We start from the raw sequence: 17,155 nt of genomic DNA, 5'->3' as shown, positions 1-17,155 counted from the left end.
TGCCGTGGGAGCGAGGGCGGGTGTGGGTATGGGACAGACGATGTCTCAGTGGAGCGCGCAGAAGATCCACCTGCCTCAGTCACTTAGCGAGGAGGCCATTGCCGACGAGCTTAGTGAATGAGAGCAGGTTAGCTTCTGTGCAGCGGAACGCTTCGTCTGTCCCATACCCACACCCGCCCTCGCTCCCACGGCACGCTTCTCCGTCCCCTTTGAATCCCCCTGTCCGCCCTAATACTCCTGCCGAAACCAATACGTATAAAAATACCCAAACCCCAACCCCTCATACAACTTCCGTGCCCCCTCATTCCCTTCCACCACCTGAAGATACCCCTCCGTAGCCCCTTCATCAATCGCCGAATTCAATATAGACCTGCAAATAGACTCCCCCAAATGCTGCCTCCGATACCTTTCATCCACATGAATTGCATAAATCCCCACATAATCCCTGTCCAAAATCCCCAGCCCGGTCCCGATGATCCTCCCCCCATCATAAATAGACGCAAAGATAGTATCCTTAGGAATCGCCCGGTACATAGACGGCACAATCCTTCTGTGCACCTCATTCACAGTCCCCTTCAGTGAAAAAAGCCCATTCAGCCAATCCGGAGAAATCTCCCGGCTGAGAAACACCGGTCTTGCCGGCTTCTGCACCTTATACTTTTCCAGATCCATTGTCATCACTTCTGTGGTATGGGCAGTATGGTACCCCCGTTCCATAAGCTTCTGGTCAAAAGAGCTGTCCATCAGAGGATTGATCTTAAAGATGGTGGGAGTCCCCCATTTGGCATAAACCTCCTCACAGTACGCAATCTTATCCCTTAGTGGAATGGAAGAGAGACCAATCTGCTCCACACAGTTCGTCCTGTGGGTATAAAAATAAGAAAATCTGAGAATCCATCCGTCATAAATCTGCATCTGATGTGAGGGCCATGCATTCAGGGAAAGGTCCTCAATAATTTTAATCTTACTGTTCATCTGCGTTTCCGCCTTATCATAAAAGTTTTCTGTAGACAGCAGCCTGTATATCGCTTCATTTATTATATATAGAATACACCCCAAAAGTCAAATATCTCCACCTTGGCACGGAAGAAAACATACTGTAAAATGAAGAAGTATCTCATAATGGGAAAATATCCCTAAAATCCGTACGGACATAAAACCACACATAAAAGCCAAAGGAGGAGAAGAGACCTATTTTGAATAAAAGACTGCAGAGACTGGGGATTGGGAGGCGTATGCTTGTGCTTCTTTTAGGTGTTTCCCTGGTCCCTATCATATTCGTCCTGCTGATTTCCTACAGACAGAGCGCCTCAACCATAACCAGGCAGACCGGGGAACTGATCGAAGCCAATCTGGAACAGTCATCCGGAAATGTGCAGAACTTTCTGGATACCTTTGAGAATCTCATACAGGACATCTACACAGACCAGACCTATGTGGACAATTTAAAGCCCATCAACATTTGGGACAGCAGCGGATTTTACCTGGCAAAACATAAGATAGAGGAAAATCTGCAGAACATTGTATACATAAACAAAAATATACTGGGCATTGCAGTCACCGGCATTTACGGTGATGTATGCTTCTACGACAGCATGACCCTGTCCGGCGCGGAGAGCTTCTGCTTTGACCTGGACAACATCAGAAACAATGAGATGGTAAAACAGGCCTATGCGGAGAAGCAGACCGTCTATTCCAGAACCTACCACAAGCTGGACACCAGATACGGGGAGAAAGACTATTTCTATGTGGCGCATCAGCTCACAGACTTCAACGATTATAAGGAGGGGCCTGTTGGGTGCATTTTATTGTGTGTGGATGAAAAAGCACTGTGTGATGTATATAAACAGGGCAGCACAAAATCCAATATTACATTTGTGGTGAACCGGTATGGTGATATTATCTCTTATCCGGAAGGCAATTACGGGGAAAGAAACATATTTGCCGGGGAGGAGAAAAAAGAGAGAAGCAAAGAAGAGATAGAGCAGGCAGCCCAGAAATTTGTGGAGAACAACCGGTACCCTCAGGGCGCAAGCCTGTCCGCCCGCAGCAAAGGGGTCCAGAACCAGACCTTTTATGTGGTAAATGTGCGGGACTTGAATTACGTGCTGAAGGACCTGCATAACCTGACCTTCCTGATTGTGCTGGTGGGGCTTTTGGCAGGGGTTATCTGCGTGCTTATTGCCGTCTCCTTCTCGAAAGACATGGACCGCTCTGTAAAGCCCATCTTAAATGCCATGGACAAGGCCAATGAGGGGAACATGGAGGTGCGCGTCCCGGAGGAGGGTATGGACGAGTTTGCCAGGATCGGCAGACACTTTAACAGTATGCTCAGCCAGATACGCACATCCAATGAGCAGGAAAAGGAGGCCCTGGTACGGGAAAAATACGCGGAGATAAAATCCCTGGAAGCCCAGATAAACCCACATTTTCTGTACAATACCCTGGATGCCATCAACTGGGTCGCCATCGACAGAAAAGAGTACAGCATCAGCAAAATGCTCACCAGCCTGGCACTGATCTTAAGATACAGCATTCACAAAAGCAATGAGATCGTGGAGATTCGGGATGAACTGGAATATCTGAAGCGGTATGTATACCTCCAGCAGCAGAGATTTGAATATTCCTTTATCTGTACTGTGGAGGCCGATGAGAATCTGATGAAGTGCAGAATCCACAAGCTGCTCATACAGCCTCTTCTGGAAAATACGCTGGTCCATGGTTTTCCGGGAAATACAGGTATGGATGAGATCAATATCCGCCTGACAAAGGCAGGAGAGCATAAAATATCCATAGTGGTGAAAGACAACGGAAAAGGCATGGAGGAGGGGCAGGCAGAATATTTCAATCATTTTGATTATAAGAAAGAGCGCATAGAATCCAGCATCGGTGTGCGCAATGTGATAACAAGGATCAAGCTTTATTACGGGGAGCAGGGGAGCTTTCACGTGGAGTCGAGCCAGGAAGGGACTGTTATAACCATTCTGATTCCCTATGAGTAGGAGGAACAATATGAAGATAATCGTAGTAGAGGATGAACCGAAGTCAAGAGAAGGGATCTTAAACATACTCGCCCGGGATACAGAGTATGAGGTGGCAGCAGTCTGCGGAAACGGAAAAGAAGGGCTGGAGGCAGTGAGAAAATACAGGCCGGACCTGGTCATCTCAGACATAAAGATGCCGGTCATGGGCGGTCTTGAGATGCTGGAAAAGATTCTGGAGGAAGGGATCGCGGTACAGGCTGTCCTTTTGACCGGATATTCGGAGTTTGAATACGCCAGGAGAGCACTGAAGCTGCAGGTGGTGGAGTATGTGCTGAAACCTCTGGAGGTGGATGATTTTCTGGAAGTGCTGCACAAGGCGGAGGGAAACATTGAGAAAAACCGGGTGGAAAAGGTCTCTGCGGAACAGCTTCTGTGGACCTATTTTACCGGAACGGATATAGACAGGCAGCAGGCAGAACCGATTCTCAGGGAAACCCTGCAGGTGGATGACCGAACACAGATTTCACTTTTTCTGATCTATCCGTGCAGTCTGGCAAATGAGACGGGGAGTGAACTCCAGAAACACACCACAGAGCTTTTGGATTCCTTCTGCATGGAAAACTATTATGTAATGCCTCTGCCGAGACAGCAGGGGTTTTTAGTGATGCTGACAGATACGGAGAGAAATAAAAACCTGTTCAAGATCTTTAAGACCAGAATCTATCATTCTCTCTGCCAGATCACGGAATGCCACTGCAGCTACGGGACCCTTTACGGGCTTACCGGACTGAATGAGAAGCTTGAGGAGCTGAAAGACATGATGCAGTACGCATTTTCCCTGCCGGATGAAACCATACTGAGCAGGGAACTGGTGGAGTCCGCTGTGTACAGGGAACTGGAATATCCGGATTATCTGGAGCAGAGCATTTACCGGGAGATCCGCAGCGGGCGGTATGACAAGGTGCGCATGATCGGGGAGCAGTTCGCCAGGTATGTAATTGACAGCGAGGGAAGGCCTGCCTGCATCCGGGAGTATGTCCTCAGGTTTGCAGCCGGAATCCTCAGGGTGGCAGGGGAGACCAGAGGCAGCCTGGAAGCAGTGGATGATACCTCCTATATCATGGAGAATATAGCCAGGAGCACTTCAAAAAGAGAGGTGAGATATCAGTTTGAGAAGATCATGAACGCGGTTGCCAGCAGCAGGGACACCCTTGATATTACAGAGAATGGCATGATACTCAATGTGATTGACTTTATCCGCAGCAATTACCAGAGGGATATTACACTGTCCGAGGCAGCGGAGGGATGCTGTGTCACACCGGAATATTTAAGCCGCATTTTCTGCAGGGAGACCGGGGTGAATTTCACCTCCTTTCTGCAGAATTTCAGGGTCAGCACAGCCAAGCGCCTGCTTCTGTCCGGCAACTATAAGGTTTATGAGGTGGCTGAGATGGTGGGATTCCATGACCAGAAATATTTCGTGAAAGTCTTTAAAAAGCTCTGCGGTGTCACGCCCTCGGAATACAAAAGGGAGAATGCAAAATGAAGAAAAAAGGGTATTTTGCTGCCTTCCTTCTGTGTGTGTTGGCTGTGTCCGCCTTTCTCTTTTGGCCGGAGAAGGGAGAAAAAGAGGAATCGGAGGCGGAAGAGGTGCAGAAAAAGCAGATTTACGTGCTCTGCGCCTATGAGACAAAACTGCACCAGCAGATTTTGAAGGAAGTGGCAGAAAATTATTCTAGCCGCTCCGGCTGTGCCAAGGTGAACATGGAGTTCATCCCAAAGGAGAACTTTAAGAAAGAAATCTGTCTCCGCATGGATAACGGCAGAACGGCGGACCTGATCATATGTGATAACGGGATGATGCCTGCTCTCATTGATATGGGAGTGTTTGCCGATATTTCCGCGTATGTGGAAACATGCTGCCAGGACAGTATGAACTTCCAGAAGCTGTGGAACACCACCATGGATGACGGAAAATATTATGGCATTCCCTTTACCTGTGATCCTTATGTACTTTTTTACAACAGCGATGTGTTCAGGGAGAACGGGCTGTCAGCCCCGGAAGACTGGGACGGGCTTCTGGATACCTGCAGTGCACTGCAGGACAGCGTTGGGGACAAGTTCGGATTCGCGGCAAAGCGTCCTGAGGAGATCTACGCTTTCTACAGAGCACTGCTTTATGCCTGCGGAGGCAGTTTAAACACCATAGACCAGGAAGGCGGAATCAGGGCGGCCGGTATTCTGGAGGAGCTGAAGAGGAGCCGGTATGTAGGAAAGCAGACCATTAATCTCACGGAGGCGGATGTAGCCCGCTCTTTCGCTGAGGGGAAGGTGCTGATGATGGCAAACAGGCTCAGCGCCTCCACGATTCTCAGAAGCTCCAGAATGGAATTTTCAGCGGGTATCATACCGCTGCCGGGAGACGTGAGGGAATCTTTGATGCTCTCAGGGGAAAATATAGGGGTGACGGGTTATGCGGACCGGGAGGCTTACCGTTTTCTCACCTATCTCTATCGAGATGAGATTCAGGAGAGAATCTGCAATGTCATGGATACTCTGCCCGTAAAGGCTGCGGTGCCGTACCAGGCAAAGCGCGTGGGGCCGGATGAGGGGACAGAGTTTCTGGACCGTTACATTAACGAAGGATGGTGTGCAGAGACCAACAATTCCTGGTTTGAGATCGCGCAGCAGGTGTCAGAGAGTCTCTATGAACTGATGGAGGTCAGAGGCACCCCGCCGGAGGACACAGCACGGGAACTGCAGAACGCTGTGAAACTCATTATTATTAAAAAACGTTAAGGGTGGTCAAAAATGACCCCCTTTTTTAAATAAGTGGAATATACTGTACCGGAAAAAAATGGTATTCTTGTTTCATCAAAAAAACACGGAAAAGGAGAGAACGAGTATGAAGATGAAAAAAGTGATGGGCCTGTCTTTGGCAGTCGTGATGGCAGCAGGGCTTGCCGCCTGCGGCGGAGGAAGTGACAAGGAAGCCTCCACCGGAGGAAATGAGAAGAAAGAGGCAGACAGCGGTAAGAAGACCATTACCTTCTGCTTCAGGGATGACGGCCAGGGTGAGGACGGCGCTCTCTGGAAATGGATACAGAACGGGTATGACACCTGGGATAAAAAAGATACGGTGGAGTTAAATATAGCCCCTATCGTGGCACAGGAGGGAGATTACTTTACAAAAGTAGCTCTTCAGCTTGCAGATAAGAAAACATGTCCGGACCTGGTTTGTGAGGACACCTTCCAGCTTCCCAATGACGTGAGCGCAGGCTATCTGACAAAATTAGATGATTACGTGAAAGATTACGAGGATTGGAACACCGCCTACTATGAATCCATGAAAAAGGGCGTGACCGGAGCGGACGGTTCTGTATACGGTGTTCCGTACTGTACAGATACAAGAGGGCTGTGGTACAACAGGGACATTCTGGCACAGGCCGGTGTGATCAGCGAAGGACAGGACTGGGAGCCAAAGAACTGGAACGATATCCTGGATGCCTGCAAAGCGGTGAAGGAAAAATGCCCTGATGTAGTGCCCTTCTGGTGCAACTCCGGCGTGGCAACCGGTGAGGCGACTTCCATGCAGACCTATGAGATGCTGCTCTACGGAACCGGAGAGAGACTGCTCTCCGATGATGATAAATGGATCGTGAAGAGCCAGGGTATTCTGGATTCCCTGAACTTCCTGCAGGATATCTATACCAACGGATACGGACCGGACCTCTCCCTTGTACTAAACGGACAGGCTTCCAATACATCTGCAAGAGAGTACCTGCCGGAGGGCAAGCTGGCAATCTCCCTTGACGGAAGCTGGATCACAGGAAACTGGACTGACACAGGGGCAGCACCGTGGCCGGAGGCTAAGGATGTACTGGGATTCGCATCCATGCCCACATCTGAGGGACAGGACCCGAAAACCATTACACTGGCAGGCGGCTGGGCATTATCTATTCCGGAAAATGCAGATGCCAAGGATGAGACCTTTGAATTCATCAAACATCTTATGGACCCGGAGGTTTACACCGATGCTGTTATTGCACAGGGAAATATTGCCACCAGACAGGATGTAGCCGGTGACGAGACCTATTCCGCACAGCCCTTCAAACAGATTGCTACAGAGTTTCTGGAGAGCGCTGATTTCAGGCCGCAGAATGACAAATACTCCACTGTCACCACCAGCATCCAGACCATGGTGGAATCTGTGGTATCCGGTACCTCTCCGGAAGATGCCATGACACAGTACGCTACGGATGTGGCACGTGCCGTGGGCGATGACAATGTAACCGAGAAATAAAAGGCTGTCCGGAAAGATATTCCGGCAGGTTCAGCAACTGGGCGGCTTCGGCACCGTAAAGTGCCGCCGCCCATATTTTTTCACGATTGAAGGGAGGGCGCTTTATGGCAAGACCAAGCCGTGCGGCTGTCATAAAAGATGAGGCGAAGAAATCTATCCTGCTGCTTCCGGCAGTGCTGCTGCTTTTATGCTTTTTTATCATACCGATCGTACTGACGGTATATTATTCCTTTACCAACCTGGCTCTCAGCGGAGCCAATGCAAAAAATGTGGAATTTATCGGATTTGAGAACTATAAGAGAATGCTCACAGACCCCAGCACCATGACCAGTATCAAAAACACACTGCTCTTTTTAGTGGGCAGCCTTCTGGGACAGAGTATCCTGGGATTTCTGATCGCATATTTCATGAAGGGAAAACCCAAGGGACTGCGAAGTGTTGTGGGACCCTGCATCCTGGCCGGATGGGTAATGCCGGAGATCGTGGTTGCCCTGTGCTGTATGGCATTTTTCAAGGACAACGGAACCATGAACATGATCCTGGGCGCTGTACACATACCGGCAGTATCCTGGCTGTTCAAGCATCCCATGATGACTGTTGTGATTGCCAATGTATGGCACGGCACCGCATTTTCTATGCTGAACTTCCAGTCAGCCCTTGACAATGTATCCGGAGATATTGAGGAGGCAGCCAGAGTGGACGGGGCCAACCGGTTCCAGACACTGATCCGCATTATTGTGCCCTGCATCAAGGATACCATTGCCACCAATACCATGCTGAATACCCTGTCCACCCTGGGCGTTTTCGGTCTGATCTATGCCATGACAGGAGGAGGTCCCGGTTCATCCACCACGACCCTTCCCATATTCATGTACAACCAGGGCTTAAAGGGGCTGCAGCTTGGATACGGTACCGCGATCGGTATGCTGATCTTGATCGTAGGCGCTGTGTGCAGTGTGATCTATACAAGAATTCTGAAGGACCAGTAAGGGAGGGAACGTAATGAGTGAAAAGATGGTAAAAACCCTGCATTGTGCATTTCTGGTGATCGTGGGGATTGTGTTTATCCTTCCGCTTCTGTGGGTAGTGATCGCGTCTCTGGATACCAATGCAGGTGAGGCTTTAAAATGGCCCGCGCAGTGGACTTTCAGCAATTACAGTGATGTGCTGACCAACTCGGATAACCTGCGGGGATTCGGCGTAGGTCTTGTTATTTCCTTTGCCCAGTCCCTGATCGTGGTGCTGATCTCAGGGCTTGCGGCTTATCCTTTATCCAGATATCATTTGAGCTACAAAAAAGGCTTTATGTATGTTATTCTGTTTATGACAGCACTTCCCATGATCGCGGTCACTGTGCCTGTATATAAAATTTTTCTGAGCGTAGGACTCCTGGACAGCATTCCGGGGCTGGTATTGTTTTTGTCAGCGTCATCTCTGCCCTACGGTATCTGGCTTATGAAGAATTTTATGGACGGAGTGCCGGTGGAGCTGGAGGAGGCTGCCTGGGTGGATGGTGCCACTACCATGAAGTCTATCCGTAAGATTGTGGCGCCGCTGATGTTTCCGGGAATCTGTGTGGTATTTATCTACACCTTCTCCGGAAGCTGGGGGAATTTCTTTATTCCCTACATATTGTTAAGTTCACCGGAGAAGATGCCGGCATCTGTTATGCTGTACCAGTTTTTCGGACAGCACGGTACCATCCAGTATGGTCCTCTTGCCGCATACTCCGCGATTTACGCACTGCCTTCCATCCTTCTGTACATTCTCTCACAGAACTATATGTCAAAAGGATTTACCATGGCGGGTGCAGCAAAAGGATAATGTGAAAACGGGAGGAATTTTTACATGGTGTTGATGAGAGAACGAATCGGCAAACTGCTGGAATACCTGCAGGAGCAGATCTATCCCAGATCCTGCGAGATTCAGGATTACAGAATGAAGAAGACGGAGGATACGTTCACGGATCTTGAGAACCTTGACACCTCCGACTGGGAGAGGCTTACAAGGGAGCAGCTCTGGGGAGGTCACAGGGAGTATTATTGGTTTGAGACAAAGGTGGTCATCCCTTCGGAGTTTGACGGGGAATGTGTGGTCTACGAACTGATGACAGGAAGAGAAGGGGAGTGGGATGCCACCAACCCGCAGTTTTCCATTTTCGTAGACGGAAAAAGGATCCAGGGTCTGGATGTGAACCACAGGGAGATCATCCTTACGGAAAATGCCTGTGCAGGACAGGAATACCGCATTATCCTGTCAGCCTTCACAGGTGACCAGAACTTTTCCCTCAGGCTCTGTTCAGCCATTAAGGTACTGGACAGAAAAACGGAGAAATATTTTTATGATTTATCTGTACCTTATGAGGTGGCAAGACTTCTGCCGGAGGATGACAGGGCATATCTGACCATCCTTAACTGCCTGAATGAATCCCTGAATCTGCTGGACTTCAGAAAAGAAGGCTCCGGGGAATACTATGAGAGTCTGGAAAAGGCACAGGAGTATATTACCAGGGAATTTTACGGCAAACACTGCGGGGACAGTGATGCTTATATCTACTGCGTGGGACATACCCACATAGACTGTGCATGGCTGTGGACACTTAAGGTGACAGAGGATAAAGCTGTGAGAAGCTTTTCCACGGTACTGGAGCTTATGCGCAGATATCCGGAATACATCTTCATGTCCAGCCAGCCCCAGCTCTACAAATATGTAAAGAAAAACGCGCCGGAAGTCTATGAGGAGATTAAGGAGCGGGTGAAGGAAGGCCGCTGGGAAGTGGAGGGCGGTATGTTCGTGGAAGCTGACTGCAATATTGCCTCCGGTGAGGCGCTGGTTCGTCAGTTCGTACACGGCAAACGCTTCTTCAGGGATGAGTTCGGAAAGGACAATGAGATCCTGTGGCTGCCTGATGTGTTCGGCTATTCCGCGGCTCTGCCTCAGATCATGGAAAAATGCGGTATCCGCTATTTCATGACCACAAAGATAAGCTGGAATGAATTCAATAAAATGCCCTGTGACACCTTTGAGTGGGAGGGCATTGACGGCACCAGGATACTGACGCATTTCGTGCCCACCAGGGACTACAACAAAGGCGCTGTGGAGGGCGGCTTTGAGACGGAGCACTTCACCACCTACAACGGATATATCAATCCGTCCCAGATGAAAGGGGCATGGAAGCGCTACAGCCAGAAATACTTAAACGACGAAGTTCTGTGCAGCTTCGGATACGGAGACGGAGGCGGCGGCCCCACAAAGGATATGCTGGAAAACCAGAGGCGTCTGGCAAAAGGGATCCCGGGCTGCCCGAAGACGGTCATGAGCACCTCACAGCAGTTCTTCCATGTGCTGGACAAAAAGGTGAGAGACCGAAAATATCTGCCCTCCTGGGTAGGGGAACTCTATCTGGAGTATCACAGAGGAACTTACACCTCCATGGCAAGGAATAAAAAATATAACCGCAGATCAGAATTTGCTTACCAGAATATGGAGCTGTACGGTATTTTGGGCGAGTACCTGCTGAAAGAAGCGTATCCGGACAAAGAGATCCATGAGGGCTGGGAGGTGATCCTGAGAAACCAGTTCCATGATATCCTTCCCGGATCTTCCATCAAAGAGGTTTACGATGACTCCAAAGAGGAGTACGAAGCAATCTTAAGCGCCAACCGGGAGTACACTGACAGAAGGCTGGGCAGTCTGGCAGAGCACGTGAATGCGCCGAAACACTCTGTCGTGGTTTACAACCCCAACAGCATGAACGCTGAGGAAGCGGTGTGCTTCCCGTGTCCGGAAGATATCTCATATCCTGCAGTGAAGACAGGGGAGGAATGCCTTCCCGTACAGAAGATGGCAGACGGCACCTGGATGTTTACCGCAAAGGATGTTCCAGCAAAAGGGTATAAAACCTTCCTGATAGAAGAGAAAGAGGAAGAATACGAATCAGAGATTCAGGTAACGGAAACCCATATGGAGAACGCGTTTTTCTCCATTGATCTGAACGAGAAGGGGCAGTTCATCAGCATCTATGACAAGAGAGCAGACCGGGAGCTTTTACCGGAAGGGAAAGCCGCCAATGTGCTCATGAGCTATGAGGACAGGCCCCACAATTATGACGCCTGGGATCTGAACAATTACTACACGGAAAAATCCTGGGAGATCGATGACGTGGCCGGGATAGAGGCAGCAGAGTGCGGCCCAGTTCGCGGGTGCCTGAAAATAACCAGGAATTATCTGGATTCCGTAATCAGTCAGTACATCTGCATTTATAAAGATACAGCCCGCATTGATATCAAAAATGAGATAGACTGGAGAGAACACCAGATTTTTGTGAAGGCTCTGTTCCCGGTGGATATCCACACCAGCGAGGCATCCTTTGAGATCCAGTACGGCAATGTGAAACGTCCTACCCATGCCAACACCTCATGGGATTTCGCAAAGTTCGAGGTTTGTGTACACAAGTGGATGGATGTGTCTGAGGACGGTTACGGCGTCAGCGTGTTAAATGACTGCAAGTACGGATGTAGCGTCCGGGACGGCGTGATCGGCATTTCCATGCTGAAGTCCGCCATATATCCCAATCCGGAGGCAGATAAAGAACACCATACCTTCACCTATTCCATCTACCCGCACCGGGGAAGCTGGAAGGAGGCGGGAACCGTAAACCAGGCATATCTGCTGAACAATCCTCTTGAGGCTGCCGTAAAGGCCAATGAGGGCGGCACACTGCCGGATGTCTATTCCTTTGTAACCTGCAGCCGTGAGAATGTGGTGGTTGAGGTTGTGAAAAAGGCGGAGGAAGAGGAGGCAGTCATTGTCAGACTCTACGAATGCTTTAACAGAAGGACAGAGGTTTCTCTGACCTTTGCGGAGGACATCAAGACAGTCTGCGAATGCGATATGCTGGAAGCGGATATGGAAGAACTGCAGCCTGACGGAAGAAAGGTATCCTTCAGGATGAAACCTTATGAGATCAAGACCCTGAAGCTTAAATTTTGATCCTATATAATTAAGAAGAAATACACCCAGGCCGGAATCCTGGCAGACGGCGCCGCAGCAGGCGCCGCGCCGGATTTCCGGCCTGACTGCCTTTGGGTTACTGTTCACGCTTGCATTTCCATTCTCTGTGTAGTAAGCTTTAAAATAAGAAAAAGGCAGATGCCCGATAGGAAAGGTGGTTCATCAATTGACAGAAAATGCTTGGAAAAAATACGGAGACAAAAGTGAAATTTTTGCTTTCTGCGAAGCTTACAGGAAGTTTATATCTGACTGCAAGACAGAACGTGAATGTGTTGCGGAGATGGTAAAGAGAGCGAAGCAGGCCGGATTTCAGGATCTGAATGCTGTAGTGGATGCAGGAACAGAACTGAAGGCCGGGGATAAGGTCTATGCAGACAATATGGGAAAGGCACTGGCGCTCTTTGTAATAGGAGAGGAACCCATGGAAAAAGGAATGCGCATTCTGGGCGCCCACGTGGATTCCCCCAGACTTGACCTGAAACAGAATCCGCTCTATGAGGAGGGAGAACAGGCCCTACTTGACACACATTATTACGGCGGCGTGAAGAAATACCAGTGGGTGACACTGCCCATGGCCCTGCACGGGGTGATCGTGAAAAAGGACGGCACAGTGCTCCCCATCGTCATCGGCGAGGATGCAGACGACCCGGTTGTGGGAATCTCAGACCTGCTGATCCACCTCTCAGGAAAACAGATGGAGAAGAACGCCAAGGAAGTGGTGGAAGGTGAGAACCTGAACGTGCTTGTAGGCAGCATTCCGCTGGAAGGCGCGGAGACAGAGGCAGTAAAAGCACAGATTCTTTCTATATTAAAGGAGAAGTATCAGGTGGAGGAAGAGGATTTCATTTCCGCTGAGCTGGAAGTTGTCCCTGCGGGAGCTGCCAGGGATTTTGGCCTGGACCGAAGTATGCTTATGGCATACGGCCATGATGACAGGGTGTGTGCATACCCCTCATTTGAGGCCATTGCCGCTGTGGATGAGGTGAAGTATACCTCCGTATGCCTCCTGGTAGATAAAGAGGAGATCGGCAGTGTGGGCGCCACGGGCATGCAGTCACGCTTTTTTGAGAATACCGTGGCAGAAGTGATGAATGCCTGCGGACAGTACAGCGAACTGCTGGTGCGCAGGGCTTTGAAAAACTCAAAAATGCTCTCCTCAGATGTAAGCGCGGCCTTTGATCCCAATTATCCGGAGGTGATGGAAAAGAAGAACTCCGCCTATCTGGGACATGGGATCACCTTCAACAAATATACCGGTTCCAGAGGAAAAAGCGGCTCCAACGATGCCAACCCTGAGTACATTGCTGAGCTTCGCCGTGTTATGGATGAGAACAAGGTATCCTTCCAGACAGCGGAACTGGGCAAGGTGGACGCAGGCGGAGGCGGCACCATTGCCTACATTCTGGCCAATTATAATATGGAAGTCATTGACTGCGGTGTGCCTGTACTGAATATGCACTCTCCCTGGGAGATTGCCAGTAAAGTGGATATCTATGAGGCTTATCAGGGATATCTTGCGTTCCTCAGGAACTGCTGAGAAAATTTTTGCGATTTCCTATGTACATCTCTGCCGGAAAATGTTAATATAAAATATGCATGGACTTCAGCAAAAAATAAGCACGAGATTACGAAATGAGGAATACACACATGTCTAAGTTTTTGAAATTTATTGTGAATCTGGTTGTGATCTGCGCAATTCTTGTGGCAGCCGCCCTGCTCGTTCCTCCCTTTGCAGGGGTCAACACAGTCATGAATGACAACAGCAGTAAAGATACCAATCTCCCGGTGGGTTCTGTTGCCTACGGAAGAGAGATAGATGCCGCAAGCTTGAAAAAGGGCGATAAGATCATCTATACCAATAACAATAAGGCATATGTCTATAAAGTTACGGATATGGATTCCTCCGCAGGTTCATACAAGGTAAAAAGTGTGTATGACAAGAATGCGAAGGAGGAAACGGTCCAGTTAATCAATAATGCAGTGAAAGTCGTTGTGGTAGTTCCCTACATTGCGTATGCGGCCATTGCTCTGCAGAGCAAGGAAGGTCTGATCGTTGTGGGACTCGGCGTGATCTTTTTAATTATCCTCTTTATCCTGGCTGAGTTATGGCGTAAGGACGAGGCTGACGATGAGGACGACGAAGATGAGGATGAAGAGGCTTCGGATGAGGAGGACAGTGAGGACGACGAGGACGAAGATGACGACGAAGAAGAGAAGCTGAGCCGCAGGGAACGCAAGCGCCTCAAAAAAGAGGAGAAGCGCCGCAAAAAGCTTGCCAAGAAGGGTCTTCTGGATGAGGAAGAAACAGAAGATGAGGAAGAGGAAGCTCCTGTTTTGGAAGCTGCCCCCATACCGGAAAAGCAGCCTGATGAATATGACAGTGCTATGAAAGATGCCATGGCATCTATTGCAGAGAGTATCGCCAAGGTACAGAACGGAGAGATAGAAGCGCCTGATAAGGTACAGGAAACAATCGTGCCGCAGGAGACTGCAGAGATCATTCTCGGTATGGAGGATGCAGAGGAAACAGAGAGTTCCGATGCGTCTGCAGTGGAGATGGTTTCTGATGACAGCGCTGTTCAGGAGACAGCAGAGAAAGAAGCTGCGCAGCCACAGGAAGAGACGGCTGCACAGGAAGAGGTACAGCAGGAAGAGGAGATGGAATCTGAACCTGAGGAGGTGCCTGTAGTGGACAAGGAAGCTGTGCTGCCTGCTCCGTCTGTGACGGAACTGCTTTCTAAGGCGGAAGCGGCGGGGGAATCACCGGAAGTGATTGAGGATAAGGATAATGAGGTGACACTTCTGGATTATTCTAAGCTTATATAGGTGGAAAAAAGGGATGACGTTTTGGGGCGTTGTCCTTTTTTTTGTGTGTTGGCGGGAGGGGGACGGGATGGAGGGGGAGGGTGCAGTTTGCTTTTGGCAGCCAGCTTCGTTCCCCTTCAGCTAAGTACCAACTGCGACTAAGACGCTCCGGAAGAGCCGTCGCGCCTAAGTCTTAGTAGGTACTGGATCTTCAGGCTCTCTGTCGCAATGTCTGCCAAAAGCAAACTGCACCCTCCCCCTCCATCCCTGTTCTTCGCTCCGGGAGATAAAAAAACAGTGTCTCTTTCGCAGCATTCGTAACTCTACACCTAGCAGCCTTTATATTCCTCTACTCTGTTGAAATAAAGTGTTGAAAAAAGAGGTTGTCTGTATTATGATGGAAGTGTATTTTTGAAAAATTTGGGCGGAGAAAATATAGACGTGAAAAAAATAAAACGGAGAATAGGGACTGTTCTGAAGAGTCTTCTGGTTCTGGGGGTAGTTCTTTCGGGGGTTTTTGGGGCGTATGCAGAGACCGAAGGGCAGTGGGATAGCCGGGAGGGAAGTACAGAGGTTTCTTTTGAACGTAGAAGCTTTCATTATAATAATGACTGTGTGATAAAAGAACGTTCCCAGGACAAGTTTCACAGGCAGGAGAAAAAAAGGGGACAGCTATTGTCCTGGGGGATTGCGGTGGGGGCAGTGTGTGCAGGGGAATGGCTGTGCACTAGGAAGGCAGGTATCTGCAGTGCGGCTGCGGAGGAACGTGAGAGGAGATATGATCGCTGGAAGAGGCGGGGGCCGCCGGTGTTTGTCTGAAATTGCAGGAGGATATAAAAACTTATATAGAAAATAATATTTCAGACAGGAGAATATAAATGAAAGAATCCCATAGAGACAAAATTGTAGTGATAGGTGCAGGTAATGTAGGTGAGGCGATTGCCTATACTTTGATGGTAAGGGTACAGGCAAATGATATTGTGTTGGTGGATTTAAATGAGGACAGGGCAGAAGGGGCAGCGCTGGATATTGCTCATGGCACAAGTTTTTTTAAACAGGTGTGGGTGAGAAAGGGCGGATATGAAGAGTGCGCCAATGCGCAGATCATAATCATTACAGCGGGGATTGCCAGAAAACCGGGACAGACACGGCTGGATCTTGCAAAGACAAATGTTTCCATTGTAAAAAGTATCACCCGGAATATTATGAAGTTTGCTGAAAATCCTCTGATCCTTGTGGTATCCAATCCTGCGGATGTGACAACTGCGGCAGTGTATAAAGAGTCGGGGCTGCCGTCAGGACGTGTTATCGGCAGCGGAACATCTCTGGATACAGCGCGTTTCCGATATATTTTGAGTGAGAAGCTGCATGTTAACGTGGAGGATATCAATGCCTATATTTTAGGAGAGCACGGTGACAGCCAGGTACCTATCTTCAGCTCCGCCAATATCGGGGGATTTCCGCTCTATGATTATGCACAGCAGGTGGGAATCACGCTGGATGAGGAGGAGATCGCACACAGGACAAAAGACGGCGGTGCAGAGGTGATCAAGCTGAAGGGAGCTACCTTCTATGGAATTGCCATGGCGGTTTCCAATATTGTAGAGACAATCATGAAAGATGATGATGCCATACTTCCGGTGGCACATGTGCTGGATGAGAGCTTTGAGGAGTGGGCAGGCGTTGCGGTTTCCCTGCCCTGCAGAATCGGATGGGACGGAATCGAACAGACCCTGCGCATTCCCATGAATGAGAAAGAAAAGGCAGACATGGATAAATCCGTGGATATTCTGAGAGCGTTTACAGAACAGGTCATCGGATCGTAATGACAGGTTGATAATCCCGCCTGCGGAGGCTGCCGGACAGTCAGGAGCAGCCGAGAAGCAACATATATCGGTAAGGATGGACGGCAGTATAGCGGCGCATCCCTTAAAAAAGGCAGAGATGTGCCGCTGTTTTTGTGGTTTTTATCGGAAAAGTGCTGTGTACGGGAAAAAATGCAAACTTTTTTTAATAAAAAGAAAAAAATACCTTGCATTCTGGAAAAACA

At 49.3% G+C, this 17,155-nt stretch carries 12 protein-coding genes; 11 read left to right on the top strand and 1 reads right to left on the bottom strand.

Annotation, left to right across the window (positions count from 1 at the left end):
• Positions 1-228: 228 nt before the first annotated feature.
• Positions 229-975, bottom strand: coding sequence for a GNAT family N-acetyltransferase (locus V8Q34_RS25975; protein ID WP_033143900.1), 747 nt, complete (start codon positions 973-975; stop codon positions 229-231).
• A 221-nt stretch (positions 976-1,196) separates the two neighbouring features.
• On the opposite strand from V8Q34_RS25975, the gene V8Q34_RS25970 reads away from it, so the two are divergent.
• The 11 genes from V8Q34_RS25970 to V8Q34_RS25920 all read left to right on the top strand — a co-directional run bounded on the left by V8Q34_RS25970 (position 1,197) and on the right by V8Q34_RS25920 (position 16,931).
• Positions 1,197-3,002: a cache domain-containing sensor histidine kinase gene (locus tag V8Q34_RS25970; protein ID WP_118593782.1), complete on the top strand. Its 1,806-nt coding sequence runs from the start codon at positions 1,197-1,199 to the stop codon at positions 3,000-3,002.
• 10 nt (positions 3,003-3,012) lie between these two features.
• Positions 3,013-4,530, top strand: coding sequence for a response regulator transcription factor (locus tag V8Q34_RS25965; protein ID WP_033143892.1), 1,518 nt, complete (start codon positions 3,013-3,015; stop codon positions 4,528-4,530).
• The gene (locus tag V8Q34_RS25960) at positions 4,527-5,783 is read left to right on the top strand and encodes an ABC transporter substrate-binding protein (protein ID WP_054351894.1); all 1,257 of its coding nucleotides are present in this window, start codon (positions 4,527-4,529) and stop codon (positions 5,781-5,783) included. The genes V8Q34_RS25965 and V8Q34_RS25960 overlap by 4 nt, the downstream gene beginning before the upstream one ends.
• Before the next feature lie 106 nt (positions 5,784-5,889).
• Positions 5,890-7,287, top strand: coding sequence for an extracellular solute-binding protein (locus V8Q34_RS25955; protein ID WP_335836578.1), 1,398 nt, complete (start codon positions 5,890-5,892; stop codon positions 7,285-7,287).
• Between the two features lie 104 nt (positions 7,288-7,391).
• A complete protein-coding gene (locus V8Q34_RS25950) occupies positions 7,392-8,276 on the top strand; it encodes a carbohydrate ABC transporter permease (RefSeq protein ID WP_148392893.1) in 885 nt (294 codons plus the stop codon).
• Positions 8,277-8,289: 13 nt separating this feature from the next.
• Positions 8,290-9,111, top strand: a complete 822-nt coding sequence (locus tag V8Q34_RS25945; protein WP_052099733.1) for a carbohydrate ABC transporter permease — start codon at positions 8,290-8,292, stop codon at positions 9,109-9,111.
• 24 nt (positions 9,112-9,135) lie between these two features.
• Positions 9,136-12,279, top strand: a complete 3,144-nt coding sequence (locus V8Q34_RS25940; protein ID WP_103731986.1) for an alpha-mannosidase — start codon at positions 9,136-9,138, stop codon at positions 12,277-12,279.
• A 187-nt stretch (positions 12,280-12,466) separates the two neighbouring features.
• Positions 12,467-13,837 carry an aminopeptidase gene (locus tag V8Q34_RS25935; protein WP_033143888.1) on the top strand — a complete coding sequence of 457 codons (1,371 nt, stop codon included), beginning with the start codon at positions 12,467-12,469 and terminating at the stop codon, positions 13,835-13,837.
• A 110-nt stretch (positions 13,838-13,947) separates the two neighbouring features.
• Positions 13,948-15,126 carry a hypothetical protein gene (locus tag V8Q34_RS25930; protein WP_033143887.1) on the top strand — a complete coding sequence of 393 codons (1,179 nt, stop codon included), beginning with the start codon at positions 13,948-13,950 and terminating at the stop codon, positions 15,124-15,126.
• A gap of 420 nt (positions 15,127-15,546) precedes the next feature.
• Positions 15,547-15,924, top strand: a complete 378-nt coding sequence (locus V8Q34_RS25925; RefSeq protein ID WP_335836577.1) for a hypothetical protein — start codon at positions 15,547-15,549, stop codon at positions 15,922-15,924.
• 59 nt (positions 15,925-15,983) lie between these two features.
• Positions 15,984-16,931 carry an L-lactate dehydrogenase gene (locus V8Q34_RS25920; RefSeq protein ID WP_033143885.1) on the top strand — a complete coding sequence of 316 codons (948 nt, stop codon included), beginning with the start codon at positions 15,984-15,986 and terminating at the stop codon, positions 16,929-16,931.
• Positions 16,932-17,155 lie beyond the last annotated feature (224 nt).

This window comes from Blautia sp. JLR.GB0024 (assembly GCF_037000545.1).
Classification (GTDB): Bacteria; Bacillota; Clostridia; order Lachnospirales; family Lachnospiraceae; genus Blautia; species Blautia celeris.
This window is presented reverse-complemented; position numbering and strand designations above follow the sequence as displayed.